Origin of the sequence: Corynebacterium lehmanniae (genome assembly GCF_043161975.1) — a bacterium.
In the GTDB taxonomy this organism is placed as follows: domain Bacteria; phylum Actinomycetota; class Actinomycetes; order Mycobacteriales; family Mycobacteriaceae; genus Corynebacterium; species Corynebacterium lehmanniae.
The window spans coordinates 1,001,522-1,027,230 of sequence record NZ_CP170998.1; the positions used below are offsets into that span (position 1 = coordinate 1,001,522).

Here is a 25,709-nt window from a genome sequence, read left to right on the forward strand (position 1 = left end):
CACCTAGTTCATCGCGCTCTGGAAGAACTCTACGGAACGTGCGCGATCATCGGTGAGAGTCTTCAGGTCTGCATCCATCAGGGCAATGTCATCGAGTGCCGGGGCATCGCCAGGGGTGCCTACCCCGTCGATGACGGGCAGGTAGTTTTGTTCCACGGCGAGCTCTTGCCCCTTCTTGGACAACAGGAAAGTAATGAACAACTCTGCTGCAGTCGGGTTCTTGGAATCCCCAAACACCGCGATCGGCTCGGTAATGTACGGCGAACCTTCGGTGGCGTACACCTCCTTAATCGGAGAACCCTGCGCGGCGAGGTCGCGAACGAGATAATCCACAACCACACCAACTGGGTGGCCGCCGCCAGCAATTTCCTGCGAGGTGGGGCCATTGGATGCGGCAATCATCGGAGCGTTCTCACCGAGAGCGGTCATCCAATCCTCACCCAGCTGCTCGTTGTTCATCCACACTGTCGCGTTGTATGCGGCTGCCCCGGAAACTGCCGGGTCCGGCATGACAATCTTGTCGCGGAAGCGTGCATCCGTCAGGTCAGTCCAAGACTTCGGTGCTTCAGATTCATCGATCACGGAAGTGTTGTAAGCGATGACAGTGGGAATAATTCGGGTCCCGACGTAGTAGCCCTCAGAATCAACGGCACCGTCCATCACATCACCGGTTTCGACGTTCTCCAGTTTCGCCAGGAGATCATCGGACTTGAAGTCCTCAAACGTCGGAGCGTCCGCTGCCCAAATCAGGTCTGCCTCCACTGCTCCGGAGGTCTTTTCAGCCTCAATTCGAGCCTTCAGATCGCCGGTGCCAGCTCGGTACACTTCCACGTCGACATCCGGGTGTTCCTCGTTGAAGGCCGCGACAACCTGGTCAACCTTGTCCTCTGGCTCCGAGGTGTAGAGAGTCAGAGAACCGGCGGCAGAGTCCGTCGCGCCGTCTTTAACACCAGACGACGCGGTGTTGGAGCCAGCGTTCTCGGAGGGTTCGGAGCAACCCGCAAGAGCGAGCATTGCAACGCCTGCTGCTGCAACAACTGAAAGGGACTTCTTTGTGAGTTTCATGAGCGACTCCTTTATGCAAGGTAAAAACCTGGCTCACCTTAACACCAGATTTGCGTGCCCGCTCGCCGATGAAATTGCTCTATTCTGCGCCCAGCGCCGGGCCCAACGTTGCCCAAAATCTTCTACCAGCACGTCCTACTTTGACGGCAGTCCGCGCGAGGCGATCAAACTTTCACATCCGAAACTGTAGCTGAACACCCATCACTTGCTCGACCCTGCAGACCCGCCGACGGGCTGCGGCGCCTCGTCCGGAAGCGGCGCCTTCGTCACCGGCGCCCCGCGTTCAAAAGGTTGCGCGTCGATTGCCGGCCCGATCACGTCCCAACTTTTGCGCATGGACTTCTCAAACAGGCCCCAGCTGTGCGTGCCTTCCACCTGCGGGTACCACTGCACGTCCAAGCCGGCGCGCTGCGCCCTCTCCACGAAGTATTCAGAGCACGCGTACGACGCCGACTCAATCGCCACGGGCGGACCTATGCGTTCGGAGGACGTCTTTGTGTCGTCGATCGCACCGGGCACTCCCTGCGCGGCGGAAATGAACAACTTCGTGTTTTCCAGCGCATCGAGGTGCAGCACGGGTGAGTGCGCCATCCACGCCGGGTTGGAGGACATGCCCCACATCTTGCGGGGATCCGCCCCGTTGAGCTTCAAGGCCTGGCGCACGTATGTGTCGCCGAGAACACCGGAGGTGGCCGGGCACCCGGAGTACGACGCCGCGGCGGCAAACCGCTCCGGTTCCAACGACGCAATATTGAGTGCCGGCCCGCCAGACATGGAAATGCCCGCGATGGCGTCGGTGCCGGTGTCGTGGAACTGCTCGTCCATAAGCGGAGGCAGCTCTTTGGTGAAGTACGTGAGCCACTTGTTGCGCCCCGTCGCATCGTCCTCGCGGTACCAATCAGCCTGCATTGAGGAGACTGAGCCGATCGGAGTGACCACATTGACCAGTTTGTCCTGGAAGAACTCCTGATAATCGGACGAGTTGCGCCAGGACCAGCCGTTGGCGGCACCGTCCGCACCCATCAGCAGGTAAAACGTGGGCCGCGGAGTGTCGTTATCCGGCCCGCCGGGCAGGATTACCTCGTTTTTGACCTCTCTATCCATCGATGGCGAGTACACGACGACCTCGTAGACGTCGTTTTCAATGTGCGTCACTGATTTCAGGGTCGCGGGCTTGGCGTCCGGTTCCGGGAACGTCTCGGCGACGTTGCTGGAGCCATCGCCTATCGACGACCCGCTTGCCGTCGACTCCTCATAGAGCGGCGCGCCGAAGACACCCCCGCCCAGCGTCGCGAGGAACAGCGCCGGCACTGCGAGCAGTGGAATCGAAGACGACAGGCTCGACGCTGCCGCCGGCACACTAAACGCGTCGATGAGACTGGATCCACTTTGACGAATTTCACCGCTGAACAGCGACGACAACTTCCACACCATGCGCTCACAGTACCGGACGCGAAAAACCTCCGACCCAAAAACTGGACCGGAGGTTTTGCGTTGTACCCCGTACGGGATTTGAACCCGTGTTACCGCCGTGAGAGGGCGACGTCCTAGGCCGCTAGACGAACGGGGCATTAGGACACAGAACTTAAAGCTCTGCAGCTGGCCTACCAGGACTCGAACCTAGAATGACGGTACCAGAAACCGTAGTGTTGCCAATTACACCATAGGCCATCGTTTTCCAGTCTGACCTGCGCTTTCCCTTTCGGTGTTGCGCCTGTCTGCTGAACAACGTGGATTACTATAACCATGGATAGCTAAAGCAACCAAATCCGCAGGCCACCGCGCAAATCGCGGCGGCCTTTGTTGCGTTATAACAACAGCGTTGTAACTACGCTGCTGCCTGGTACGGAGTGACCTCGCGTGCCGCGCGCAGACGCTTCAGCGTGGATTCGCGGCCGAGCAACTCCATAGACTCGAACAGTGGCGGGGACACTGCTGCGCCGGTCGCGCCGACACGCAGGGCACCGAACGCGACGCGGGGCTTCAAGCCGAGGTCGTCGATAAGCGCCTTGTTCAACGCCGCCTCGATGTTCGGGGTGGTCCACTCCTCCACCGCTTCCAGCGCGGCGATGCCGGCGTCCAGCGGCTCGATGGCGGTGTCCTTGAGGTTCTTCTTCGCGCTCTTCTCGTCCAGTTCCAGGTCCTCGTCTGCGGTGACGAGGAACTTCAGCAGGTTGTAGCCCTCAGACAGCACCTTGATGCGCGTCTGCACCAGGTCCGCAGCGACGGCGAACTTGTCCGCCGGATAATCCTCCGGAAAGTCGGTGTGCTCGGTCAGGTAGGCACGCAGACGGTCGCGGAAGTCCTCCGGTTCCAGCAGGCGGATGTGGTCGGCGTTGATGGCCTCAAGCTTCTTCTGGTCGAAGCGGGCCGGGTTGCCCAGCACGTCGTTGACGTCGAAGGCCTTGACAAACTCGTCGACGCTGAAGATGTCCTGGTCCGCGGACAGCGACCATCCCAAAAGCGCCAGGTAGTTGATCATGCCCTCCGGGATAATGCCGTTGTCCCGGTGGTTGAACAGGTTGGACTCCGGGTCGCGCTTGGACAGCTTCTTGTTGCCCTGGCCCATCACGAACGGCAGGTGGCCGAACTCGGGGGTGAACTCTGCGACGCCGACGCGCTTGAGCGCCTCGTACAGCGCCATCTGGCGTGGGGTGGACGACAGCAGGTCCTCGCCGCGCAGGACGTGGGTAATGCCCATCAGCGCGTCGTCGACAGGGTTGACCAGCGTGTACAGCGGCGCGCCGTTGGAGCGGGCGACCACGAAGTCCGGCTGCGTCTCGGACTTGAACGTCACCTCGCCACGCACCAAGTCGTTCCAGGTCCAGTCCTGGTCCGGCATGCGCAGGCGCCACACCGGCTTGCGGCCTTCCGCCTCGAACGCGTCGATCTGCTCCTGCGTCAGGTCGCGGTCGAAGTTGTCGTAGCCCAGCTGCGGGTCGCGGCCAGCAGCCTTGTGGCGCTCCTGGACCTCTTCGTTCGTGGAGTACGCCGGGTACACCTCGCCAGCCTCGATGAGTTTGTTCAGCACGTCCGTGTAGATCTCGGAGCGCTGAGACTGGCGGTACGGCTCGTGCGGGCCACCCACGTTGATACCTTCGTCCCAGGTCAGGCCCAGCCACTCCAGCGACTCGATGATCGCCTGGTAGCTCTCCTCCGAGTCACGCGCGGCATCCGTGTCCTCGATGCGGAACACAAACGTGCCGCCGGAGTGGCGCGCCTGCGCCCAGTTGAACAGTGCCGTGCGCACCATGCCCACGTGCGGGGTTCCGGTTGGTGACGGGCAAAAACGTACGCGCATTGAAGAGTCAGTCATGTGCGCAATCGTAGCGCGCAGAGCCCCTCGCCTATCGACGTCCTCCGGTGCACCACCGAAAGGAGCATGGCAATAACCGCTGCGCCGCCTATCCTCCCGGCAACGTATTTGAAAGTTCAACTGGCTCGAGACCCCCCGATTGGACAAGTCAACTCAACTAGATCCTCTTGCGTCCAAACTGACCCTGCCAACGACGCCCAATACGGCGACGCCTCATTCTCTAGGGCGTGCCCCACCGCAACCGCAAGAGCCTGTCACGGACGATCGATGTGGCGGTGCCGAAACTCCGTCACGGCCCATCCTTCCCTTACTACTCGAGCGCCGATCACGCGCAAAGAGCACGCAATCGATTCCGATTCGGCGGCCAGCCTGTCAGAATCCAAAGCCCTGCGAATGCCGAAAGAACTCGACGAGATGGTCACCGTTTCGAAAAACGCCCGCTCGATATCTACGGTTTCGGCTACCTGTCCCGTAACATGCTCAGCTTGAAATAGGCGCGGGCGACCCGATAGTTGTCGCTGGAGTCAATCTCTTTCCTGTACAAACCTGAGATGGGAATGGTGCCAGCACGAGTTGCAATTGGATATAACGAGGGAGACCCTCCGGAAAAGTGGCGAGCAATGAAACATACATTGTCTACATTTATTTATCCCCCCTCTACGTTACCCTCGGACACGCTTCTAGTTCAGGTGGCCGGATAGAGACGACCACGCCACGAAATAAATCGACGTACAGATAAGGAAACTTTATGAATGAGACATCTACGTGGTGTTTTTTCACAAAATTCGTGTGTCGGTACGACCAACTTGATGAAGCAAAAGCAAGGCACCAAAGATGCGTCGATGTAGTGCGCGAGAAAAACAGAGTGCACTTCTCGTCTGAACAGGCATACCAAGCTGGACACAGTGAACCAACTTTTGAACTCCTCCTGTCAGAGATCATCCCACCGAGCGAGAAGCTAAGCCCGGAAGAGGAAGCGGAGTACTCAGTATTCTTCTTCGTAACTGTTGCTGATGTTCCCTGTGATCCCAATGAAGTCGATGATGCGGTGCGACTATTATCAGCAAAACTTGAAATTGATTTCGAGTCAGGGATCCCTGCGAAGTTCCCAAGCCGCACACGCGGTATTCGTGTCAGCGAAACCGGTCATGAAATTGAGCAGTGCATCTACCAATAGGGATAGTCACCCCTATTCACCTTGCTAAGCTGGCCACCCTAGACTTTGCGTCTGCTTTACACCGAGTCGAAAGTAAGAAGCAGAAACACCACCCCGGGACAGAACCGGCACAACATTCTGCGACCGCAGAACCGGCACAACATTCTGCGACCGCAGAACCGGCACAACATTCTGCGACCGCAGAACCGGCACAACATTCTGCGACCGCAGAACCGGCACAACATTCTGCGACCGCAGAACCGGCACAACATTCTGCGACCGCAGAACCGGCACAACATTCTGCGACCGCAGAACCGGCACAACATTCTGCGACCGCAGAACCGGCACAACATTCTGCGACCGCAGAACCGGCACAACATGGTTTTGTAAAACTCGGCCTAGAACAAAGGCCAAAACCCAATACCCCCAGCTCCCTCCACCCCACTGTGGCCGAGTTTTACAAAACTGCGCCTTGACAGGCGCCCCGGGTCGCGCCCCGGGAGGCGATGAGGTGGTGCGCTATTTGGAGTGGCGGGAGAGGAACGCCCACATTTCGTCGGCGGCGGACGGCGAGTACCACCAGTAATGGTTGGAGCCGTGCACCTGGATCACTTCGACGCCCTTGCGGCAACCGCGGGCGGAGACGCGGGTGGCGCTATACAGCGGGGCGCGGTCGAGGCCGGGTCCGCAACCGTTGCGGGCGGCGTAGGAGCCGAACATTTCCGGCACCGGCAGGACGCGCTCGCCGCGGCGGGTGGTGCCGTAGTACGGAGTGAGCGTGTCGTTCATGCCGTGCAGTGCCATAAACGCGATGGGCAGGTTCTGGCAGCCGCGGTTCACCGGCGCGTAGTAGGCACCGGATACACCCGCGACGCCGGCGAAGAGGTCCGCCATGTGGCAGGCGGAGACTGCTGCCATGCCGCCGCCGGTGGACATGCCGGTGGCGTAGATGCGGCGGCGGTCGATGTTGTAGTAGCGCTGCACGTCGTCGATCATCGCGCGCACGAAGGCAATGTCCTGGCCGGGCCGGGTGGAGGCGGTCGGCGAGCCTTCCCAGGATGCGCCGATGGCTCGGGGGTAGACGATGATGGCGTCGCGCCCGACAGAGGATTCGCGCAGGCGGGAGTAGTTGCGGAAGTTTTCGGTGGAATCTTGGTAGGCGGAGTAGCCCACCATCACCGGCGTCGGGTTCGCCGGGTTGTAGCCTCGCGGCACCCAAACCAGGTAGCTGCGGCCGGCGGCATGGATCTCGCCGTTGGTGCCGTTTGCCACCGGCGCGGGGGCCTGGGGCGCCCAGGGCGCGGGGGCAGGCACCGGCGCAGGCGCGGGCAGCGGATTGCGCGGAAGAGCCGAGCTGCCGGGGATGGTGTCGTTGGCCATTTTGACGAACTTGTTCCACTCGGCGTTGGCCTGGTTCACAGCGTCGGTGGCGGCGCGGTTAGCGTCGTTGATCGCGCGGTTTACCTGTCCGTTGATTTGGGACGACATATCTTGGGCCCCAGCCTGCACCGGGGCGACCGCACTACCTGCGATGAGCAAGGCAGCGAGACCACCTGCAAGGCTTTTCACAATTTTCACACCGGCCACACTAACCCCACTTTTATGTAGCGGCAAGCAATACAGACGTGCGTGCACAAATGGAGGTTCGTTAAAGTATCGTCACATGCCCACTTCCAGACCCGATAGCGCCCCAGACTTTCTGCTCTCGCGTGGCGACGGCTCCGTGCGCACCCAAGGTGCACTCCGCACCTTCGACGATGCGTGGGAGGCTGCGGACGCGATCGCGCGCGGCGAGGAAGAAATGGTTGTCGGCGCCCTCCCCTTCGATCACGACTGCCCAGCGGCACTCACGGTCCCCGAGCACATCATCCGGGAGCCGGGTGCGCTCGAGCCGCACCCGTACTACCGCGTCGGCGAGGGTTCCAAGCTCAACGCAATGCTTATCGACGTTGACCCGTCCCCGGCCGAACACCTGCGCCGAGTCGAAGCCGCCATCTCGACAATCCAAAGCTCCGCCCTGGACAAAGTAGTGCTGGCGCGTGCCGTAGACATCGCCTTTGACCCGCCGGTGGACCCCCGCTTGGTCGCAGCGCGGCTGATCGACCTGTCGTACACGCACGACGGGTTCATCGCGGACCTCACCCCCTCGGGGCGCTCGGGGCATTTCCTCGTCGGGTCCTCGCCAGAGGTGCTGGTGCGCCGGCGCGGCAGGCGCGTCTGGTCGTTTCCCCTCGCAGGTTCCGACGCCCGCGTCCCCGGCGACCAGGACGCAGACCAGGCGGCGGCCAACTCACTGCGCGATTCTGCGAAAGACTTGGACGAGCACCGCTTCGTGGTCGACCACATCCGGCGCATCCTCGCGCCTCTGTGCAGCGAGCTCACTGTCCCGGAACGCCCGCGGCTGGAAAAGACCAGCGAGATGTGGCACCTGGCCACACCGATCGAGGGCGTGCTGAAGGATCCCGCCCCAGCGCGCTCGACCTCGCGCTGAGCCTGTACCCCACCCCGGCGGTCTGCGGCACCCCGCAGGCGGCGGCGGAAGCGTTGATCACTACCGCGGAATCGGACCGCGGCTTCTACGCCGGCGCGGTGGGCTACACGGATGCCGCCGGCGACGGCGAATACATGGTGGCCATCCGCTGCGCCGAGGTCAACGCGGACGGCACCCGGGCCCGCGCCTGGGCTGGCGGGGGCCTTACCGCCTACTCGGACCCGCAGGCCGAGCTCGACGAAACCTCGGCCAAGCTGCGCACCATCATGCGCGCGCTCGGCCTGTAGTTACGCCCGCTCGACCGGGTTGCCCAGCTTGCCGATGCCTGGGATCTCCACCTCGATGTAGTCGCCCGGCACCATCTCTGCGGTGCCGGCGGGCGAGCCGGTGGCGATGACGTCGCCAGGCAGCAGCGTGAAGGACTCGGAGACCCACTCCACCATCTCGCCGACGGACTTGATCATCTGGTTGGAGTTGGAGTCCTGCTTGGTCTCGGTCACGCCGTTGTGGGTGTGGTGCGCCTTGATGGGGAGGTTGGCAAAGTCGAACTTCTCCAGGTCCGTCTCAATCCACGGGCCGATTGGGCCGAAGGTGTCGATGCCCTTGGCACGGGCCCACTGGCCGTCGGCGAACTGCAGGTCGCGCGAGGACACGTCGTTGATGATGGTCACGCCGCGGATGACGGACTTCCAGTCTGCAGCCTTGACGTTCTTGCACGGTACGCCGACAACGAGCGCGAGCTCGCCCTCAAACTCCACGCCGGTGGCGTACTCCGGGATCTTGATGGCGGCGCCGGGACCCACAACTGCCGTGGACGGCTTGATAAAGATCGTCGGCGGCAGGTGCTCCGCGGACTTCTTGAACACCTCCGCCACGTGGTCGGCGTAGTTGCGGCCCACGGCCACCACCTTCGACGGCAGGGTCGGGGCAAGCAGGCGGACGTCCTCGAGCGCGTACTCTTTGCCCGTGTATTCGGGGTCGGTGAACGGGGTGCCGGCGATGGCTTTCGCGGTCTTGCCCTCGTCGTCGATGACGGCGAACGTCATTCCTTCAGGTGTTGCAATTCGTCCAAAACGCATGTGACAGAGCATACAACCAATTACAAAAGTGGCGTTACCCGGTTAGAGCGAGATAGAGCTCCGCGCACGCCACCGCGTCGGTCAACGCGTTGTGGTTCGCGTACGCCGGCAGGTTATAACGCTGCCGCACCCTGGGCAAACGCAGGTCCTCCCCGCGCGGGTAGGTGCCCATGCGCTCCATGTGGCGCCGCTCCATGGCGAAAGTGTCAACCACCTCGCTGTCGTGCAGCCGCCACTTGCTCCCGCGCACATCCTGGTGCAGCTTACCCAGAAACCCGGTTTCCATCTGCGCGAAGTGCGCGAGCAAATTCCGCCCGTCGAGCGCAGCCAGAAACGCCTCGAGCACCTCTGCGGGCTCCCGGCCCAGCGACGCCACCTCGTCGTCCGTCACCCCGTGCAGGGTGGCGGACTCCCCCACGTCCGCGCCCCGCAGCACGAAGTACTCCGCGCCGGAGAGGTCGATCACCCGGCCGTTGACCGGCACCCACCCCACGGACACCAGCTGCGAGCGTGCGGGCTTGAGCCCCGTGGTTTCGACGTCCACGGCGAGCAGGGCGCCGTCGATAAGCTGGCGTTTCTTCGGCCCGAACATCTCACACCGCCCTGGTCGGATACGCGGTGGACAGCGCGTTCTGCAGGGACTTGATCACCCCGAACGCGTCGCGGAGTGCCGCGCGGTCGCGCTCCGGCAGCTGCTTCGGGTCGATGCGGTAGTTCGGCGCCTCGCCCGCGCGCACCTGGGCGCACTGGTGGCGCATGGCAAGGTCGGCGAGGTACTCGTAGGCGTCCAGAAGATCCGCCGCCCCCTTCGCGGAAACCGGCCCACCGGCGGCGCCGCGCAGCCGCGCGATGGTGTCCACGCCATCCACCCCGGCCGCGATGGCGTACAGGCGCGCCATCTGCACCACCGCCGCGGTGCCGCCGCGCTTGATGTCCAGCGTGTGGGCGTACTCGCCGCTGCGCTCGAGCACGAATCCGCGGAAGAAGCCCACCGGCGGCTCGCGGAACGTGGCCAGCGCGGCCAGGTGCGTGTGCAGGCGGCGCGAGCCGTGCGCAGACGCCAGCGCGCCAGAGCGCACCCGCGCGGCCATGTCCTGCCAGCCCTCGCCGAAGCCGAAGACGGCGCGGAAATCGAAAAAGACCTGCGCGTGAAGCAGCGCGTCCGGCTTCGGTGCCGTGACCCAGCCATGGAACGTGCGGCCCCAATCGCTTTCCGTCATCCGCCATTGCGGCGAAGACGCCATCATCTCGCCCGGGCACAACGCCTGGCCGGCACGGGCGAGCCCCTCGCAGACGAACGCGCTGAGCTCGGCGAAGTACTCGCCGTGCCGCGCGGCGTCGTAGTCATCGGCGAGCACGAGCGCGTTGTCCTGGTCGCTGGCCGGGCCCATCTCCCCGCGCGCCTGCGAGCCCACCGCCACAAACGCGAACCGCACAGGCGGGAGCCCAAGCTTCTCGACGGCTAAAGTGCCCAACCTCTTCGCCACCGCATCCGCGATCGAGGTGAGCAACCGCTGCGTCTCGGCCGCCGAGGCGCCGCGCTCGAAAAACCGTACCGCGACGCGTGCCGCGTCCCGGTAGGCGCCCTCCAGCTCCTCCAGCGACGCCCGCGCCACGTCCGCCGCGAGGTAGATCGGGTCCGCCTGCAGCTGGCGCATGATGTCCGCGGCAGTGACCACACCAACCACCTGGCCTTGGCCGGCGACCGGCAGGTGGTGGATGCCAAGCTCGCTCATGGTCAGCATCGCCTCGAACACGAGCGCGTTGGGAGCGATGGTGCGCACTGGGCTGGTCATCACATCCGCCACGGGCCTGGACGTGTCCACCCCTCCTGCGACCACCCGCGAGCGCATGTCGGCGTCGGTGATGATGCCGGCGACCTCGTGCCCGTCGGTGATGATCAGGCTGCTGATGTCCTCTTCGCCCATCGCGCGAGCGGCCTCGGCGATACTCACGTGCTTGTCCCGGGTGACCGGCCCGCGGCCGGCGAAAATCTCGCGCAGCGGGGTGCGCAGCACGTCGGTGGCGCCGCCATCGCGCACCTCCTCGGCGGCGGCACGCACGCGGCGCGAGGCGGTTTGGAAGAAACGGCCCATGTCGGGGAATTGCGCAAGCAGCTCGAGGAACGCCTCGCGCGGTAGCAAGAGCAGGATGCTGTCTTCCACCGCCTGCATGAGGTAGGCGGACTCACGCTCGCCCACCAGCGTGGAGTAGCCGAAGTTCAGCCCGGCCTCACGCCGGTCCAGCAGCAGGTTGTCCGCGCTGACGATGTCCACCGCGCCGGAGCGGATGACGTAGAGCGTGTCGTTGGGCTGGCCCACCTCCACCACGGTCTGGCCGCGGCGGACATAAGTGATGCCCATCTGCGCCGGCAGTGCGCGCAGCGTGTCCTCGGGAAGCGTCGAGAAGGGCTCGTGCTGGGCGAGGAAACCGTAGACCTCATCAAGCTCCACACTCATAGAGCAAGAGTATCGTGCGGCTGCGCCCGATACCGGCAGTTTTTACTGGTAGCTGACAAACCATGGACGCGGGTTGACGTCGCGGTAGGTCTGCTCCGGGGTAAAGGTCGGGAAATCCTCGTCGAAGAAGTTCTTCCACGCCATGAAGTAGTTCGGGTCCAGACCTTCGCGCAGCACGTTCCAGGTATCGAACTTCTGGTCCGGGCCGCCGTGGCCGTCGGCGTGCAGGACCCAGGCGAGCTCTGGCTGGCCGGTGACAATGTTTTCGCGGTCCGGGTACATAGCCACGTTGAACTGGTGCAAAATCATCGCCTTTTGCGGCAGGTTGTTGTCGCGGACGAGCTGCGCGAGCCAGTCAGCGACCTCGTTGATCTCGCCCGAGGTGGCGCTGCCGATGCGCGACAGCGGCTGCTCGCCCGGGTTGAGCTTCCACTCGGCGTCCAGCGCTAGGCCAACGTTCGGGCGCTTGAGCAGCTCCTCATAAAGCTTGGCCTGCTCGACGAAGCTGCCCTGGCCGGGCTGCAGGTCGATCACGGCGTAGCCGCCTGCGTCCACGATCGCGTCGACGTAGGGCACGAGGTCTTCCATCGGCGTCTCGTTGGAGAAGTTACCGTCGTCGCCCGGGCCGCCGGAGGCAACGGTGGCGATGACCTCGAACGCGGGGATGACAGGGGCATCGCTAAACGGCTGGTAGTCCTCGGCGTACTTCTTCGCCAGCTCCACCGCGGCCGCCGGGTCCTGCTCCCCCATCACGCCCAGGTCTGGGCCGTAGGGGTGGCCGTACAGCGCCACCATGCGGCGGCCCGGGAAGACCAGGCCGCCGCCGCCCGGCAGCTCGCCGCCCTCCGCGAGTGCCGCACGCGCCTGGAAGTTTTCGGTGTCTCCCCACTGGCGGCCCAGCGCGAGGGTGTCCTGATCGGTGACCGTGCGCATGCTGTCCGCCGTCGCGCGCGGGTCCGGTGCCGCCAGCACCTGCACGTCCGCACCGGCGGCCCGCGCGGTGGCCACGGAAGCGCGCGAGGACAGCGCGGTGGCGAACACCGGCGGCATGGTCAGCTCGCTCGGGTGCTCCGGCTCCAGCGCGGCGATGGCTGCGGCATCCCCAGCCGGCTCGGCGGAGGCGACCGCCTCGGTGTCTTCCTCGTCGCCCGGCACGTTGATCACGCGCGTGGCGCCCAGGCGCTCGACTTCGGCGTCGACGGCGGAATCGGTGCCGTCGAGACGCACAAGCATCGGCGCCCCAAGCTTGACCGCGATGGCCGCTGCCTTGAGCTGCTGGTCGCGGTCCTTGGCGGAGACCACAACGGTCTCCGAGGAATCGAAGAGGCGCTGGGAGACCTCCACACCGGTGCCGTCTGTGTCCTGGATGACCTCGTCACCGTGAGTTTCGAGCGCGGCCGGGGCGCCGACCCCGCCTTCTGTACTGCTGCAGCTGGTGAGCACCAGTGCGGTTGCGGTCAAAACGGCGGGGATCGTGCGGGTCACATGCATGCGCACAACCCTACTTCAGGGCGGCGGCGATCCTGTCACCCACTTCGGCGGTTCGCACCTTTGCGTCGCCGCGCTCAGCTACATCGCGCTCGACGGCCTCTTCGATGCGTGCGGCGTTGTCCTCGTCGCCGAGGAAGCGAAGCATCATCGCCACCGACAAGATCATCGCGGTGGGATCCGCAATGCCCTGGCCAGCGATGTCCGGTGCGGAGCCGTGCACCGGCTCGAACATGGAGGGGAACTCCTTGGCGGCGTTGATGTTGCCGGAGTTTGCAAGGCCCACACCTCCGGCGACGGCACCAGCGAGGTCAGTGAGGATGTCGCCAAAGAGGTTGTCGGTGACGATGACGTCGTAGCGCTGTGGGTCCTGGACCATGTAAATCGTCGCGGCGTCGATGTGGTTGTAGTCCACCTCAACCTCTGGGAACTCGGCCGCAATTTCGTCGACGGCGCGCTGCCACAGCCCACCTGCGTTGACCAGCACGTTGGTCTTGTGCACCAGTGTGAGCTTCTTACGGCGCGTCATGGCCAGCTCGAAGGCGTAGCGCACCACGCGCGAAACGCCGTGGTAGGTGTTTTGGGAGACCTCGGAGGCCACCTCGTGTTCGGTGCCCTGGCGCAAGGTGCCGCCGTTTCCGGCGTAGAGTCCCTCGGTGCCCTCGCGCACCACCACGAAGTCGATGTCGCCGGGGTTGGCCAGCGGGCTCACCGACGACGGGTACAGCCGCGACGGGCGCAGGTTGACGTAGTGGTCCAGCTTGAAACGCAGCGGCAGCAGCAGGCCGCGCTCGAGTACGCCGGCCGGCACGCGCTCCGGGTCACCGATGGCGCCGAGCAGGATTGCGTCGTGTTCCTTCAGCGAGTCAAGGTCCGCATCCGTGAGCAGCTCGCCGTTTCGCAGGTAGCGTCGGGCGCCGAGGTCGAAATCGGTGGTCTCCACGTCGTCGCGCACGGTGCGCAGGACCTTGAGCCCCTCCGCCATGACTTCCTGTCCGATACCGTCGCCAGCGAGCACTGCAATTTTCATATTCTGAAACCCTCTTCTCACATAGTAGAAAACAGCCTCAGACTATCACCTCGCGCCACGCTAGTAGGCCGCTTCCGCCTCCCAGATCCGGTCGATCAACTGAGCGGAGGTGCCGAACTGGCTCCCCAGCGCGACCAATGGGCGCTCAGCCAGCCCAGCCATGGCGAACAGGGTCTGCTCGCTCTTGCGCGGATCCGCCAACGGCACAACGGTCACATCCGCGCCGTAACTACGCGCGTTTGCCACTGACGGGATGGACGACTCCCAGGTGGCAACCACCCGCGGTGCCATATTGGCATCGCGGCGGGACTGAATGGGGAAGGGTTCCGGATTCGCCGCGGGCAACACCGACGGGTCCGCCCATTGAGCACGCAGCCACATCGGCTCGCGCTGGTGCAGGCTGGAAACCTCACGCACCGCCTCCTGCGGCGTGGCGACGGTGTGCTCCCGGTAGCGCAGCGCAGTCATCTGTTCTAATGCCCGCAGCCCGCCAGGGTCGCGCTGCACGCTCACCGCACCTTTCGACGGCGCAATGGCCACGTCTCCCACAGTGAGCACGTTCACAGTGCGCATATCCGCAATCATCTGCACGTACTCGGCGTGACGGGTGGGGTCGTACACCATCATCGGCGCGTTCGTGGTGACCGCGATGGACGCCGCGCGCAGCTGCGCTTCGACGGAGGTGTCGCTGAGCACAAGCGTCTCAGACGTCGGGAAGAACAGCTTGGTGGTTTTGATGCCGAGGACGTCATCGACGACCTCCGGCTCGCCCGCGAACAGCTTCCCCACGTGCTTGGATTGGTTCACGCCGCGGGCACGCTCGAGCGGACTCAACTGCGCCTCGGGAGCACAGGACGTCAGCATCGCGGAGGCAACGACGACGGTTGCCACCCCCGTGATTATTGTCGCTTTTGCCACTTACGCCTCGCCCGGCTCCCAGTCGCGCTCGGCGGCACGGTCCATGGCGTACTCGATTATGCCCACGAAACGCTCGCGCCTGTCAGCCACGAAGCCCTCCCAGTCAGAGGCCAGAAGTAGTTCTGGATCCATCTCGTGGCCGTCAAGCATGGCGTCGAACTCGTCGTCTTCCAGCAGGGACTTCGACTGCAGCCGGGGCAGGTAGCGCTTCGGCTCGTTGCGCTCAATGACCACGTCAGTGCGCCGGCCCATCGGCGTGCGGTTCAGTACCGAATCAACCAGCTGCGGATCCTTCTCCAGCGCACCGGTGACGGCCAGGTATTCCGCCGGGAACACCTGGCGGAAGCGGGGCTGCAGCTGCTCCACCGTTTCCGCGGTAAACAGTTCCGCGGTGCGCCAATCACGTGCGCCGCGGGCCATGAGCAGCGAGTACAGGCCGCGGTAGATGCCGCTGTCCGGGCCGGCTGTGCGCAGGCGGGACTCAAAAAATCGCGCCTCGGCCACCGTGCGGGGCAGCTCGTCTGTATCTCCACGCACCCACGGCGTCACCTCAGTCACGTCCAAGCCAATCCGGATGGTGGGCGCGTGAGCACCGTACAGTTCGCCGAACACACCGCACCAGAACCAGCGGTTGAGCCGGTCGGCCGCACCTTCGCGCTCGAGTGCGCCCGAATCCTCAGCCAGGCGCGCCAGGATCACCGCGAGCGGGATCAGCTGGGCTGGATACGGCACCTGGTCCGCGTAAACGACGCGGCGCTCCTCCAAAAACCTCGCGGCGGCGAGGAAACCGTCCAGCATTTCGCCTGCGTGCGTCCGGTACTGCTCCAGCGAAATGTCCAGGATGTCGCCGCGGTGGCCCCGCGCGGAGCCCCTCCTGCTGGTCAGCAGCAGCGACAGCGCGCGCAGAAACTCCACTCGCCCCACGCTGTCCAGCACGGGGTGCTCGCGCAGCTTGTGCTCCGTATCCCGCCAGTTCTCCGCCAGCACAAACGACGGGTCCTCGGAGGCGAACACCGCCGTGAGCAGCTCGAAGACGTCCATCTGCACGCCGGCAGAGTTGGCGAACGCGAAGATCTGACCAACGCCCGCCTGCGTGGTTTCGCGGTCCACGCGGATCACCGGCACGTCGTACGCCGGAAGCCCACGCATCACTTGGTTGACAAAGTGCTTGACCGCGTCGCGCAGCTGCTCGTCTTCGGTGCTCGCGGCCATGTCCACAAGCAAGTCGTTGCCCTCGGTCCACAGCAGCATGCTTACCGGGATGACACCGTTATTTATATAGGCCTCGCGCGAATTCAGCGCACCGTCGACGTCCGGCCCGAAGTGGGAGCGCACCTGGCCCTGCTCATCCACCGCGAATAGTGCCTCCACTGGCATTGGGTCTGCGGACACTGCTACGCGCACGTCCACCATGAAGCGCCGGCGGATCGGCCGGCCCAGGTAGTCCACGGTGTGGACCTCGCCGTCGTTCTTGAACGCCTGGTAGAGCGAGGTCAGGCGCTGCTGTCCGTCCAGAAGCAACAGCCCGGGGGCGACGCCTTCCACCACTACACCTTCGAGCGGGCGCGGCTTGAAACGCTGCTCCGTGTTGCGCGTATCCAGGGCGAGGAACGAGCCCACCGGGTAGCCGCGCAGCACGGAAGTCACCAGGGTGCGAACCCTGTCGACGTCCCATAGGTACTCCCGCTGAAAGTCAGGCAGCTGCAGCTCTCCCCGCCCCGCGCGGGAAAACAGGTCTTTGAGTGAGTAGCTCGGCGTGGTGAAACCCATGTCTCCCAAGCGTAGTGCAGTTTCAGCACACCTTCTCGTGACCGATGTGCTCAGGAGGTTCAATCTGCACCGTCGCGTGCTCCACCCCAAGGTGCGCCAGCGTGTCCTGCACCCGGTCCAGCAGCTGGTCGCGGTCCACCCCGGGGCCCGCCACCACGTGCACCGTGGCTAATACGCTCACCCCGTCCAGCGACCACAGGTGCAGGTCGTGCGTATCCGTCGCCCCTTCGACCTGCCGTAGTGCGCGCTCCACTTCGTCCGCATCGAACCCCGCAGGGACGTGTTCGAGCATCACCCGGGCCGAGCGCACCATCAGCTGCCAAGCCCGCGGCAGCACCAGTGCCGCAATAACCAGGGAGGCAACCACGTCAGCACCGGTAAACCCGGTCCACGCAATCACCGCGCCAGCCACCAGCACTGCGACGGAGCCGAACATATCCACCAGCACGTGTAAGTACGCGCCCTGCACGTTGATCGAGCCCTCCCGGTGGCGCGAGAGCACCCATGCCGAAGCAGCGTTCGCGATCAGGCCAATCATCGCGATGACCATCATCGGTCCTGTTTCCACCGGTTGCGGGTCGCGCAACCTGCGCACCGCCTCGACCACGATCCAGATGGAAATTGCCAGCACAGTGGCCGCGTTGATCAGTGCAGCGAGCACTTCCACGCGCCGGTAGCCGTACGTCGCGGTTGCGGAAGCGGCCTTTTGTCCGACGATGATGGCAAGAAGGGAGATGATCAGCCCCGCGGCGTCGGAAAGCATGTGCATCGCGTCCGCGAGTAGAGCCATCGACCCAGAGAGCCATCCGCCGACAACTTCCGCGACGAAAACCGTGCCGGTGATCGCCAGTGCGACTGCGAGCGCGCGTCTCGGAGCGCCGTGGGCGTGGTCGTGGTTGTGGTTGTGGTGATCGTGCATTTCGGTCCCTTTCACATTCTGCACATTGCCTATCGACGACCTACGGTACTCGCTGCATTCCTTAATGACAACTAATTGAAAATCGTTCCATATGGCAGCGGCCACCCTGGGAGCGCAGGGAAAACGCCGAATACGTTGAGACGTGTGGCACGGATCTCGCGGCACCGCTTGCGGAAGTTTTGTTACAGTGGGCGTTCGTTCGCCACGGATGCTGGTTCAGCCATGCGTCCGACGGAGACGTTATGCCAGCACTTGTGTTAGCACGAAAGGAATTTACAATGAGCAACCCCATCGACCCGAAGCGCAACCCGAAGGACGTCGCCAAGGACGCTAAGGACTTCGGCCAGGACAAACTCGGCGACGCGAAGGATCTCGGCAAGGACAAGCTGGACGACCTGCGTGGCCGCGGCGGCGAAGGCGCCGACCGCGTTAAGGACGTCAACACCGACCGCACCAACGTTGAGCCGAACAAGGATGTCCGCGTTGAGCGCACCACCACTGAGGGCACTGCATCCACCCCGGCTCGTTCCACCTCTGGCTCCACGGCTGTGACCGAAGAGGGCAACTCTGGTGGCGGCTGGTGGAAGTGGCTGCTCGGCCTGTTCGTCGCGCTGCTGCTGCTGTGGCTGCTGTGGTCCCTGTTCTCCGGCGACAATGACGAGGGCGAGACCGTTACCTCCACCACCACCGCCGCAACCGAGGTTGTCTCCGAGACCACCACCGTCGAGGGCGCCGAGGAGTCCGCTGCTGCGGGCGCCGAGGAGTCCGCCGCTGAGCCGGCAGACGAGACGGTCACCGAGACCAACATCGTTGACGAGACCACCGAGACCCTCGCACCGGAGGAAGCTCCGGAGGGTGCTGCGGCTACCAACTAGTCGCCAAAAAAGCTTCACCCCGCGTCTCCCAATCGGGAGCGCGGGGTTTTTGCTGCCTACAAGCTATCGGGCGGTGTCGGTGAGCGGATTTCTCACCCAGCTCATCATGTCGCGCAGCTCTGCGCCCGTCTTTTCAATCGGGTGCTCGGAGACCTTCGCCCGCAGGTCCTCCAACTCCTTGTTGCCGCCTTCGACGTTGTCGACGAGGCGCTTGGTGAAGCTGCCGGACTGAATGTCCTTGAGCACCTCGCGCATGCGGTCCTTCGCACCTTCGTCGATGATGCGCGGGCCAGACAGGTAGCCGCCAAACTCCGCAGTGTCGGAGATGGAGTAGTTCATGTTGGCCAGGCCGCCTTCGTAGATCAGATCCACGATCAGCTTCATCTCGTGCAGGCACTCGAAGTAGGCCATCTCGGGCTCGTAGCCGGCCTCGGTGAGCACCTCGAAGCCCGACATAATCAGGCTCTCCAGGCCGCCGCAGAGCACGGCCTGCTCGCCGAACAGGTCGGTAACGGTCTCCGCTTCGAAGGTGGTCGGGATGACGCCCGCGCGGGCGCCGCCGATTGCCGCGGCGTATGACAGCGCGAGCTCCTTGCCGTTGCCCTGCGGGTCCTGCTCCACAGCGATCAGCGCCGGCACGCCCTTGCCGTCGACGAACGTGCGGCGGACCAGGTGGCCCGGGCCCTTCGGCGCGACCATGACGACGGTGATGTTGTCCGCCGGCTTGATCAGTTCGAAGTGGATGTTCAGGCCGTGGCCGAAGAACAGCGCATCGCCAGCCTTGAGATTCGGCTCGATGTCTTCGGTGAAGATCTTGGCCTGGGAGGTGTCCGGGGCCAGCAGCATGATCACGTCGGCCCACTCGGCGGCCTCCGCGTTGGTCTTGACCTCGAAGCCGGCTTCGCGCGCCTTGTCGGCGGACTTGGAGCCTTCGCGCAGGCCGACGACCACCTCGACACCGGACTCGCGCAGGTTCTGCGCGTGCGCGTGGCCCTGGGAGCCGTAGCCGATGATGGCGACCTTCTTCGCCTGGATCAGGGACAGGTCTGCGTCGTTGTCGTAGAGCACGTCGATTGCCATGTGTACGTCACTTCCTTCATTCTGTGAGACGGTCATTTCACATTATGACACAACCGTCCCGGGTTTTTAAGATTTACTCGGACTTTGCCATCGTTTTTGCGCCGCGCGAGAGCGCCACCGAGCCCGAGCGCGCCAATTCGCGGATGCCGAAGGAGTCCATCACCTCAAGAAACGCTTTGAGCTTGGCGGAATTGCCCGTGGCCTCGATGATCACGGAGTCCACCGCCACGTCGATCACGCGGGCGCGGAACAGGTTGGCGGCGTCCACCACCTGCGGGCGGGTCAGGTTGTCCGCGTTGACCTTCACCAGGAGCAGCTGGCGGCCGACAGACGTGGCGTCGTCAAGCTCGAGCACCTTATGCACCTGGATGAGCTTGTACAGCTGCTTGGTGATCTGCTCGACGGAGTGCGGCGTGGCGTCGACGACGACGGTGAGGCGGTTGATGCCCTCCTTCGCCGTCTTTGCGGAGACGAGGGAGACCAGGTTGTAGCCGCGGCGGGTAAACAGCGCGGTGACGCGGGTGATGATGCCGTCGACGTCGTCGACGAGCACCGACAGCGTGTGGCGGGTGATCGGTTCGGGCTGTGCCATGGTTAGTTTCCCTCCTGGTCGAGCGCTTCGATGGTGTCGTTGATGGTCTCCGGCGACTCCGCCGCAGACTCCTCCTCGCCGAAGAACGGGCGCATGCCGCGCGCGTACTCGATGTCGGAGTTGGAGGTGCCCGCCGCGATCATCGGCCACACCTGCGCGTCCTCGCCGACAACGAACTCGACCACCACCGGGCGGTCGTTGATCTCGTGGGCGCGCTGGATCGCCTCTTCCACCTCGTCGGCGGACGTGACGCGGAACGACACCGCGCCGAGCGCCTCGGACAACTTCACAAAGTCGGGGACGTAGACCTCGCCGCCGAGCTTGGTGTGCGAGTAGTGCCCGTCGTAGAACAAGGTCTGCCACTGGCGCACCATGCCCAGGTTGCCGTTGTTGATCAGGGCCACCTTGATCGGGAACCCCTCGAGGGCGGCGGTGGTGAGCTCCTGGTTGGTCATCTGGAAGCAGCCGTCGCCGTCAATGGCCCACACCTCTTTGTCCGGCATCGCGGCCTTCGCCCCCAGCGCGGCGGGGATGGAAAAGCCCATGGTGCCGGCGCCGCCGGAGTTGATCCAGTGCCGCGGCTTGTCGTAGTCGATGAACTGGGCGGCCCACATCTGGTGCTGGCCCACGCCCGAGACGTAGATCGCGTCCGGGCCTGCGGTCTTCGACAGCGTCTCCAGGACGAACTGGGGTGCAAGGGTGCCGTCGGTGTGCTCTTCGTAGCCGCGCGGGAAGCGCTTCTTCAAGTCCGCCAGGCGGTCGATCCACGGCTCGATGCTGGGCGCCTTGACTTTGCCTTTGTCGTCGAAGTAGTCGGTGAGCTCGGACAGCACCCGCTTGGCGTCGCCGACGATCGGCACATCAACCGGGCGGATCTTGCCCACCTCTGCCGGGTCGATGTCGGCGTGGATGACCTTCGCGTGCGGCGCGAAGGTGTCGGTGTCGCCGGTGACGCGGTCGTCGAAACGCGCGCCGATCGCGATGAGCAGGTCGGACTCTTGGAACGCGCCCACCGCGGGCACGGTGCCGTGCATGCCGGGCATGCCCAGGTAGAGCGGGTGGTCGTGCGGGAACGCCCCGAGCGCCATCAGGGTGGTCACCACCGGGATGCCGGTGGCTTCCACGAACTTGGCCAGCTGCTTGTGCGCGTTCGCCTTGACCACGCCGCCGCCGATGTAGAGCACGGGGCGCTTCGCCTTGGCAATCATCTTCGCCGCCTGCGCGATCTGACGGTTGTGCGGCTTCGTGTTCGGCTTGTAGCCCGGCAGGTCCACCTTCGGCGGCCACGCGAATTCGATCTCGGCGTTTTGCACGTCTTTCGGGATGTCCACCAGCACCGGGCCGGGGCGGCCGGTGGAGGCGATATGAAAGGCCGCGGCGATTGCGCTGGGGATCTCCTCCGCCTTGGACACCATGAGGTTGTGCTTGGTAATCGGCATGGTCACGCCGCGGATGTCCGCCTCCTGGAACGCGTCGGTACCCAAAAGCGGCGAGCCGACCTGGCCGGTGATGGCCACCATCGGCACCGAATCAAGGTAGGCATCCGCAATCGGGGTGACCAGGTTGGTCGCGCCCGGACCGGAGGTGGCGATGCACACGCCCACATTGCCGGAGGCCACCGCGTAGCCTTCCGCGGCGTGTCCTGCGCCTTGCTCGTGGCGCACCAGCACGTGGCGCAGTTTCTCGGCGCGGAACAGCGCGTCGTAAAGCGGGAGCACTGCACCACCGGGCAGACCGAATACGATCTCGGTGCCCAGTTCCTCGAGGCTGCGCACGACTGCGTCCGCACCCGTCATGCGTTCGGGCTTTCTTTTCTCTGCAGCTGCCACGTGAAGGCTCCTTGCTTGCTCGACTCTGCTTGTCAATCGCGATCCAATACAACAAAAGCCCCCGGCGAGCGATGTGCTCTCGAGGGCGCTTGGTGTGTCAGCGGCGTGTAAAACGCACCCGCTACGGCAAGCGCCGTCGGGAGAGAATAATTACAAGTCGCTCGTTGATCACGATTTCAAACTGTAGTGGCACAGGCAACGTCGCGGGGGTTTTTATTCAAGTATTTAAATTACGGGCTATTGCCTATCGACGTACCAAAGGTGACTACCATTCCGAACTATGACTGACACGCCGGAGCACACCCAGCACGTTTTCAAGCCGACGCGCGAGCACATCCTCGCCATCGTGCTTGCCACCGGCATCGCCCTGATGGGCATCCTCTGGGCGCCGAAGTACCTGGCCTGGCTGCTGATTTTCCCCGCCATCTGGCTGGCGTGGGTGCTGGCCTCCTCCACCACCGTGGACGAGCGCGGCATCACCGCCAAGTACCTCGTGCGCAAGAACACCACCCTGCCGTGGCGCGACCTGAAAGGCCTCGCCTTCAAGGGCTCCGCCGTCAACGCGGTAACTGTCGACGGCGCGGAGCACCCGCTGCCCGGCGTGACCTTCAATTCCCTGCCCGACCTGGCCGAGGCCTCCAACGGCCGCATCACCGACGTGATCACCGCAGCCCAGGAGGCTGCCGACGGCAAGTACGAAATCATCGACAAGGGCGGCCACAAGGTTCTGCTCTCCCGCGAAGAGTACGACGCCTACGTAGCCGAGCACCCGGACCTGCCGGGCCCGCGCCCGTCCGCGCCGAAAACTTCCCCTGAAGCTTAAGGAGTAAACACCGTGATCCCACTTCGCTCACGCGTCACCACCATCGGCCGCCAGGCCGCAGGCGCCCGCGCACTGTGGCGCGCCACCGGCACCGGCGAAAACGAGTTTGGCAAGCCGATCGTGGCCATTGTGAACTCCTACACCCAATTCGTTCCGGGGCATGTGCACCTGAAAGAGGTCGGCGACATCGTCGCGGACGCCGTGCGCGCCGCCGGCGGAGTGCCCAAGGAGTTCAACACCATCGCCGTCGACGACGGCATCGCCATGGGGCACTCCGGCATGCTGTATTCCCTGCCGTCCCGCGAGATCATCACCGACTCGGTGGAGTACATGGTCAACGCGCACACCGTCGACGCCATGGTGTGCATCTCCAACTGCGACAAGATCACCCCGGGCATGCTCAACGCCGCGATGCGCCTGAACATCCCGTCCGTGTTCGTCTCCGGCGGCCCAATGGAGGCCGGCAAGGCGTTCTCCGTCGGCGGGGTGACCAAGCCGAAGTCCGACCTCATCGACGCGATCGCGCTGTCCGCCAACGACGGCGTGTCCGACGACGAGCTCGACGCCGTCGCCAACAACGCCTGCCCCACCTGCGGCTCCTGCTCCGGCATGTTCACCGCCAACTCCATGAACTGCCTCACCGAGGTACTCGGCCTGTCCTTGCCTGGCAACGGCACCACCCTTGCCACCCACACTGCTCGCCGCGAGCTGTTTGAAAAGGCCGGCCGCACCGTCATGGAGCTGTGCGAGCGCTACTACGGCCAGGGCGACGAATCCGTCCTGCCCCGTAACGTCGCCAACGTCCACGCCTTCCGCAACGCCATGGCGCTGGACATGGCCATGGGCGGCTCCACCAACACCATCCTGCACATCCTCGCCGCGGCCCAAGAGGGCGAGATCGACTTCGACCTGCACGACATCGACGATCTGTCCCACCAGATCCCGTGCCTGTCTAAGGTGGCGCCGAACGGCGAAGCCCACGTCGAAGATGTCCACCGCGCTGGCGGCATCCCGGCGATTCTGGGCGAGCTCAACCGCGCAGGCCTGCTGCATGCGGATGTGCACTCGATCGCGTATCCGTCGTTAAGCGAATGGCTCTCCGACTGGGACATCCGCGGCGGGTCCGCCACCGACGAGGCGCTGGAGCTGTACCACGCCGCTCCCGGCGGCGAGCGCACCACGAAGGCGTTCTCCCAGAGCGCGCGGTGGGCCGAGCTGGACACCGACGCGGCAAACGGCGTCATCCACGACGTCGAGCACCCCTTCACCTCCGACGGCGGCCTGGTGGTGCTGCGCGGCAACCTCGCGCCCGACGGCGCGATTTTGAAGACCGCCGGCGTGGAAGAAGGACTGTGGGAGTTCACCGGCCCTGCGCACGTGGTGGACTCGCAGGAGCAGGCCGTTTCGATGATCCTCAACCGCGAGGTGCTCGAGGGCGAGGTCGTGGTGATCCGCTACGAGGGCCCCGCCGGCGGGCCGGGCATGCAGGAGATGCTGCACCCGACGTCGTTCTTGAAGGGCGCCGGCCTGGGCAAGAAGTGCGCCCTGATCACGGACGGGCGCTTCTCCGGCGGCACTTCCGGGCTTTCGATCGGCCACATCTCCCCCGAGGCAGCGGCAGGCGGCCTGATCGGCCTGATTGAAGACGGCGACACCATCTCCATCTCCGTGTCCAACCGCGAGCTGAAGCTCGACGTGGACGAGGCGGAGCTGCAAAAGCGCCGCGAAGCGATGGAAGCCTCCGACAACCCCTGGACGCCGAACCGCGTCCGTGAGGTGTCGAAGGCTTTGCGTGCGTACGCGAAGATGGCCACCAGCGCCGACAAAGGTGCCGTGCGCCAGGTGGACTAACTAGGCGACCGGGTTGATGCCGGTGCCGAACCACCACATCAGCCCGGCTGCCGCCAGGCCGAGCAGCGCGCAGATCCAGCTGGAAACCAGCGGGCGCTTGGCCCAGCCGCGCGACGCGTCGACGCCGTAGCGGCCCGGACCGGTGAACTGCACCACCAGGGACGCAGCCAGCAGCATGACCGGCACCCAGGTCTCCGGGGTCCAGGCGAAGACGTTGAAACCGTCCGGTTGTTCAGTGAACGCGTGCAGCGCCATAAAGCCGGTCACGGCGATGGCGACCAGCGCCGCAACCGGGGTGAGCAGACCCAGCACCAGGAACACGCCGGCGGCCAGCTCCAGGGTGGGCACGACAACGGCAAGGCCGGAGCCGTACGGGTAATCCGCGAAGGCGCTCTCTAGCCCGGAGATGCCCTCGTTGCCGCCGAGTCGGAAGAAGGTGCCCACAGAGTCGATGATCAAAAACGCGCCGAGGAACAGGCGCATCAAAAACAGGCCGAAGTCCGTGGTGCCGCGGCGGGTCTCGTCCTCCACCACGACCGGCTCGGCCGTCTCTGCGTAGACCGGCTCCGTGGTGTCGGTTGCGTACGTAGGCGTCGCAGCGGTGTACGCCGGCTCGCGGTTCACAGCCACCGTTTCAGAGGTGCCCGCAAACGAGGTGGTCTCCGGAGACTGCGGGATCAGCGGCCCGTCCGCCTGTTCGCCGCGCGGGAAAATCTCCGTCGGCGCGGCCTTGCCCGTGCGGGTGTACAGGCCGTCCGAGGCGCTCCTCGCGTCGCCGGTGTACTCCGGCACCTCAGGAGAATCCAGGTTCGTCAGATCGTTTTGCTCATTAGGCGTGAGGTCACGTGGGTTGTTAGCCATGCCAACAAATGTATGCGAAAGCGCTGCCTGATCCTTGGTAACGCGCCGTTGAAACAGCAAATCCGAGCCTGTGCGCTGCGCTGTTGGCGGGGAGAACCTGTGGGCGT

20 protein-coding genes, 2 tRNA genes and 1 pseudogene are annotated in these 25,709 nt (G+C 64.5%); 5 read left to right on the forward strand and 18 right to left on the reverse strand.

Annotated elements, in window-relative coordinates; genetic code table 11:
* Positions 1–3: 3 nt before the first annotated feature.
* The 5 genes from ACF3NP_RS04780 to gltX form a co-directional block, all read right to left on the reverse strand.
* A complete protein-coding gene (locus ACF3NP_RS04780; RefSeq protein ID WP_181888306.1) occupies positions 4–1,065 on the reverse strand; it encodes an ABC transporter substrate-binding protein in 1,062 nt (353 codons plus the stop codon).
* A gap of 201 nt (positions 1,066–1,266) precedes the next feature.
* The gene (locus tag ACF3NP_RS04785; RefSeq protein ID WP_181888305.1) at positions 1,267–2,499 is read right to left on the reverse strand and encodes an alpha/beta hydrolase; all 1,233 of its coding nucleotides are present in this window, start codon (positions 2,497–2,499) and stop codon (positions 1,267–1,269) included.
* 63 nt (positions 2,500–2,562) lie between these two features.
* Positions 2,563–2,635: transfer RNA gene (locus tag ACF3NP_RS04790), tRNA-Glu, on the reverse strand.
* Positions 2,636–2,664: 29 nt separating this feature from the next.
* Positions 2,665–2,736 (reverse strand) — tRNA-Gln (locus ACF3NP_RS04795).
* Positions 2,737–2,893: 157 nt separating this feature from the next.
* Positions 2,894–4,381, reverse strand: coding sequence for a glutamate--tRNA ligase (gltX, locus tag ACF3NP_RS04800; protein ID WP_181888304.1), 1,488 nt, complete (start codon positions 4,379–4,381; stop codon positions 2,894–2,896).
* A 748-nt stretch (positions 4,382–5,129) separates the two neighbouring features.
* Between gltX and ACF3NP_RS04805 the strand changes: the two genes are divergently transcribed.
* The gene (locus tag ACF3NP_RS04805) at positions 5,130–5,558 is read left to right on the forward strand and encodes a hypothetical protein (protein WP_083290308.1); all 429 of its coding nucleotides are present in this window, start codon (positions 5,130–5,132) and stop codon (positions 5,556–5,558) included.
* A 498-nt stretch (positions 5,559–6,056) separates the two neighbouring features.
* On the opposite strand, the gene ACF3NP_RS04810 is transcribed toward ACF3NP_RS04805, so the two are convergent.
* Positions 6,057–7,115, reverse strand: coding sequence for a CE1 family esterase (locus ACF3NP_RS04810; protein ID WP_392399009.1), 1,059 nt, complete (start codon positions 7,113–7,115; stop codon positions 6,057–6,059).
* 85 nt (positions 7,116–7,200) lie between these two features.
* Here ACF3NP_RS04810 and ACF3NP_RS04815 point away from each other — a divergent pair.
* Positions 7,201–8,315 (forward strand): annotated as a pseudogene (locus ACF3NP_RS04815) (isochorismate synthase).
* Here the strand turns inward: ACF3NP_RS04815 and ACF3NP_RS04820 are convergent.
* Genes ACF3NP_RS04820 through ACF3NP_RS04855 form a run of 8 tightly spaced genes read right to left on the reverse strand, consistent with a single transcriptional unit; the run spans position 8,316 to position 17,691 of the window.
* Positions 8,316–9,107, reverse strand: a complete 792-nt coding sequence (locus ACF3NP_RS04820; RefSeq protein ID WP_181888300.1) for a fumarylacetoacetate hydrolase family protein — start codon at positions 9,105–9,107, stop codon at positions 8,316–8,318.
* A 34-nt stretch (positions 9,108–9,141) separates the two neighbouring features.
* The gene (locus ACF3NP_RS04825) at positions 9,142–9,699 is read right to left on the reverse strand and encodes a 3'-5' exonuclease (protein WP_181888299.1); all 558 of its coding nucleotides are present in this window, start codon (positions 9,697–9,699) and stop codon (positions 9,142–9,144) included.
* A gap of 1 nt (position 9,700) precedes the next feature.
* A complete protein-coding gene (locus ACF3NP_RS04830; protein WP_181888298.1) occupies positions 9,701–11,566 on the reverse strand; it encodes a DUF294 nucleotidyltransferase-like domain-containing protein in 1,866 nt (621 codons plus the stop codon).
* A gap of 42 nt (positions 11,567–11,608) precedes the next feature.
* The gene (locus ACF3NP_RS04835; protein WP_181888297.1) at positions 11,609–13,057 is read right to left on the reverse strand and encodes a cell wall-binding repeat-containing protein; all 1,449 of its coding nucleotides are present in this window, start codon (positions 13,055–13,057) and stop codon (positions 11,609–11,611) included.
* A 10-nt stretch (positions 13,058–13,067) separates the two neighbouring features.
* Positions 13,068–14,084: a 3-isopropylmalate dehydrogenase gene (locus ACF3NP_RS04840; RefSeq protein ID WP_181888296.1), complete on the reverse strand. Its 1,017-nt coding sequence runs from the start codon at positions 14,082–14,084 to the stop codon at positions 13,068–13,070.
* 60 nt (positions 14,085–14,144) lie between these two features.
* The gene (locus ACF3NP_RS04845; RefSeq protein WP_338026566.1) at positions 14,145–14,975 is read right to left on the reverse strand and encodes a hypothetical protein; all 831 of its coding nucleotides are present in this window, start codon (positions 14,973–14,975) and stop codon (positions 14,145–14,147) included.
* 27 nt (positions 14,976–15,002) lie between these two features.
* Positions 15,003–16,772, reverse strand: a complete 1,770-nt coding sequence (locus ACF3NP_RS04850) for a DUF262 domain-containing protein (RefSeq protein ID WP_070474891.1) — start codon at positions 16,770–16,772, stop codon at positions 15,003–15,005.
* A 22-nt stretch (positions 16,773–16,794) separates the two neighbouring features.
* Positions 16,795–17,691 carry a cation diffusion facilitator family transporter gene (locus ACF3NP_RS04855; RefSeq protein WP_181888295.1) on the reverse strand — a complete coding sequence of 299 codons (897 nt, stop codon included), beginning with the start codon at positions 17,689–17,691 and terminating at the stop codon, positions 16,795–16,797.
* A 278-nt stretch (positions 17,692–17,969) separates the two neighbouring features.
* On the opposite strand from ACF3NP_RS04855, the gene ACF3NP_RS04860 reads away from it, so the two are divergent.
* Positions 17,970–18,566, forward strand: a complete 597-nt coding sequence (locus ACF3NP_RS04860; protein ID WP_181888294.1) for a hypothetical protein — start codon at positions 17,970–17,972, stop codon at positions 18,564–18,566.
* 63 nt (positions 18,567–18,629) lie between these two features.
* Here ACF3NP_RS04860 and ilvC read toward each other — a convergent pair whose 3' ends face one another.
* From ilvC to ACF3NP_RS04875, 3 genes are all read right to left on the reverse strand, one after another.
* Positions 18,630–19,646 (reverse strand): ketol-acid reductoisomerase, encoded by a 1,017-nt coding sequence (ilvC, locus tag ACF3NP_RS04865; protein ID WP_181888293.1) that lies wholly within the window; start codon positions 19,644–19,646, stop codon positions 18,630–18,632.
* A 73-nt stretch (positions 19,647–19,719) separates the two neighbouring features.
* Positions 19,720–20,238 (reverse strand): acetolactate synthase small subunit, encoded by a 519-nt coding sequence (gene ilvN / locus ACF3NP_RS04870; RefSeq protein ID WP_181888292.1) that lies wholly within the window; start codon positions 20,236–20,238, stop codon positions 19,720–19,722.
* Positions 20,239–20,240: 2 nt separating this feature from the next.
* Entirely contained in the window at positions 20,241–22,034 is a 1,794-nt protein-coding gene (locus ACF3NP_RS04875) for an acetolactate synthase large subunit (RefSeq protein ID WP_236883469.1), read from the reverse strand.
* 313 nt (positions 22,035–22,347) lie between these two features.
* Here ACF3NP_RS04875 and ACF3NP_RS04880 point away from each other — a divergent pair, with 313 nt between their 5' ends.
* Both ACF3NP_RS04880 and ilvD read left to right on the forward strand, forming a co-directional pair.
* Positions 22,348–22,890, forward strand: a complete 543-nt coding sequence (locus ACF3NP_RS04880; RefSeq protein ID WP_181888290.1) for a PH domain-containing protein — start codon at positions 22,348–22,350, stop codon at positions 22,888–22,890.
* Between the two features lie 12 nt (positions 22,891–22,902).
* Positions 22,903–24,741 (forward strand): dihydroxy-acid dehydratase, encoded by a 1,839-nt coding sequence (gene ilvD, locus ACF3NP_RS04885; RefSeq protein ID WP_181888289.1) that lies wholly within the window; start codon positions 22,903–22,905, stop codon positions 24,739–24,741.
* Here ilvD and ACF3NP_RS04890 read toward each other — a convergent pair whose 3' ends face one another.
* Complete coding sequence (locus tag ACF3NP_RS04890) at positions 24,742–25,602, reverse strand: DoxX family protein (RefSeq protein ID WP_181888288.1); 861 nt, start codon at positions 25,600–25,602, stop codon at positions 24,742–24,744.
* Positions 25,603–25,709 lie beyond the last annotated feature (107 nt).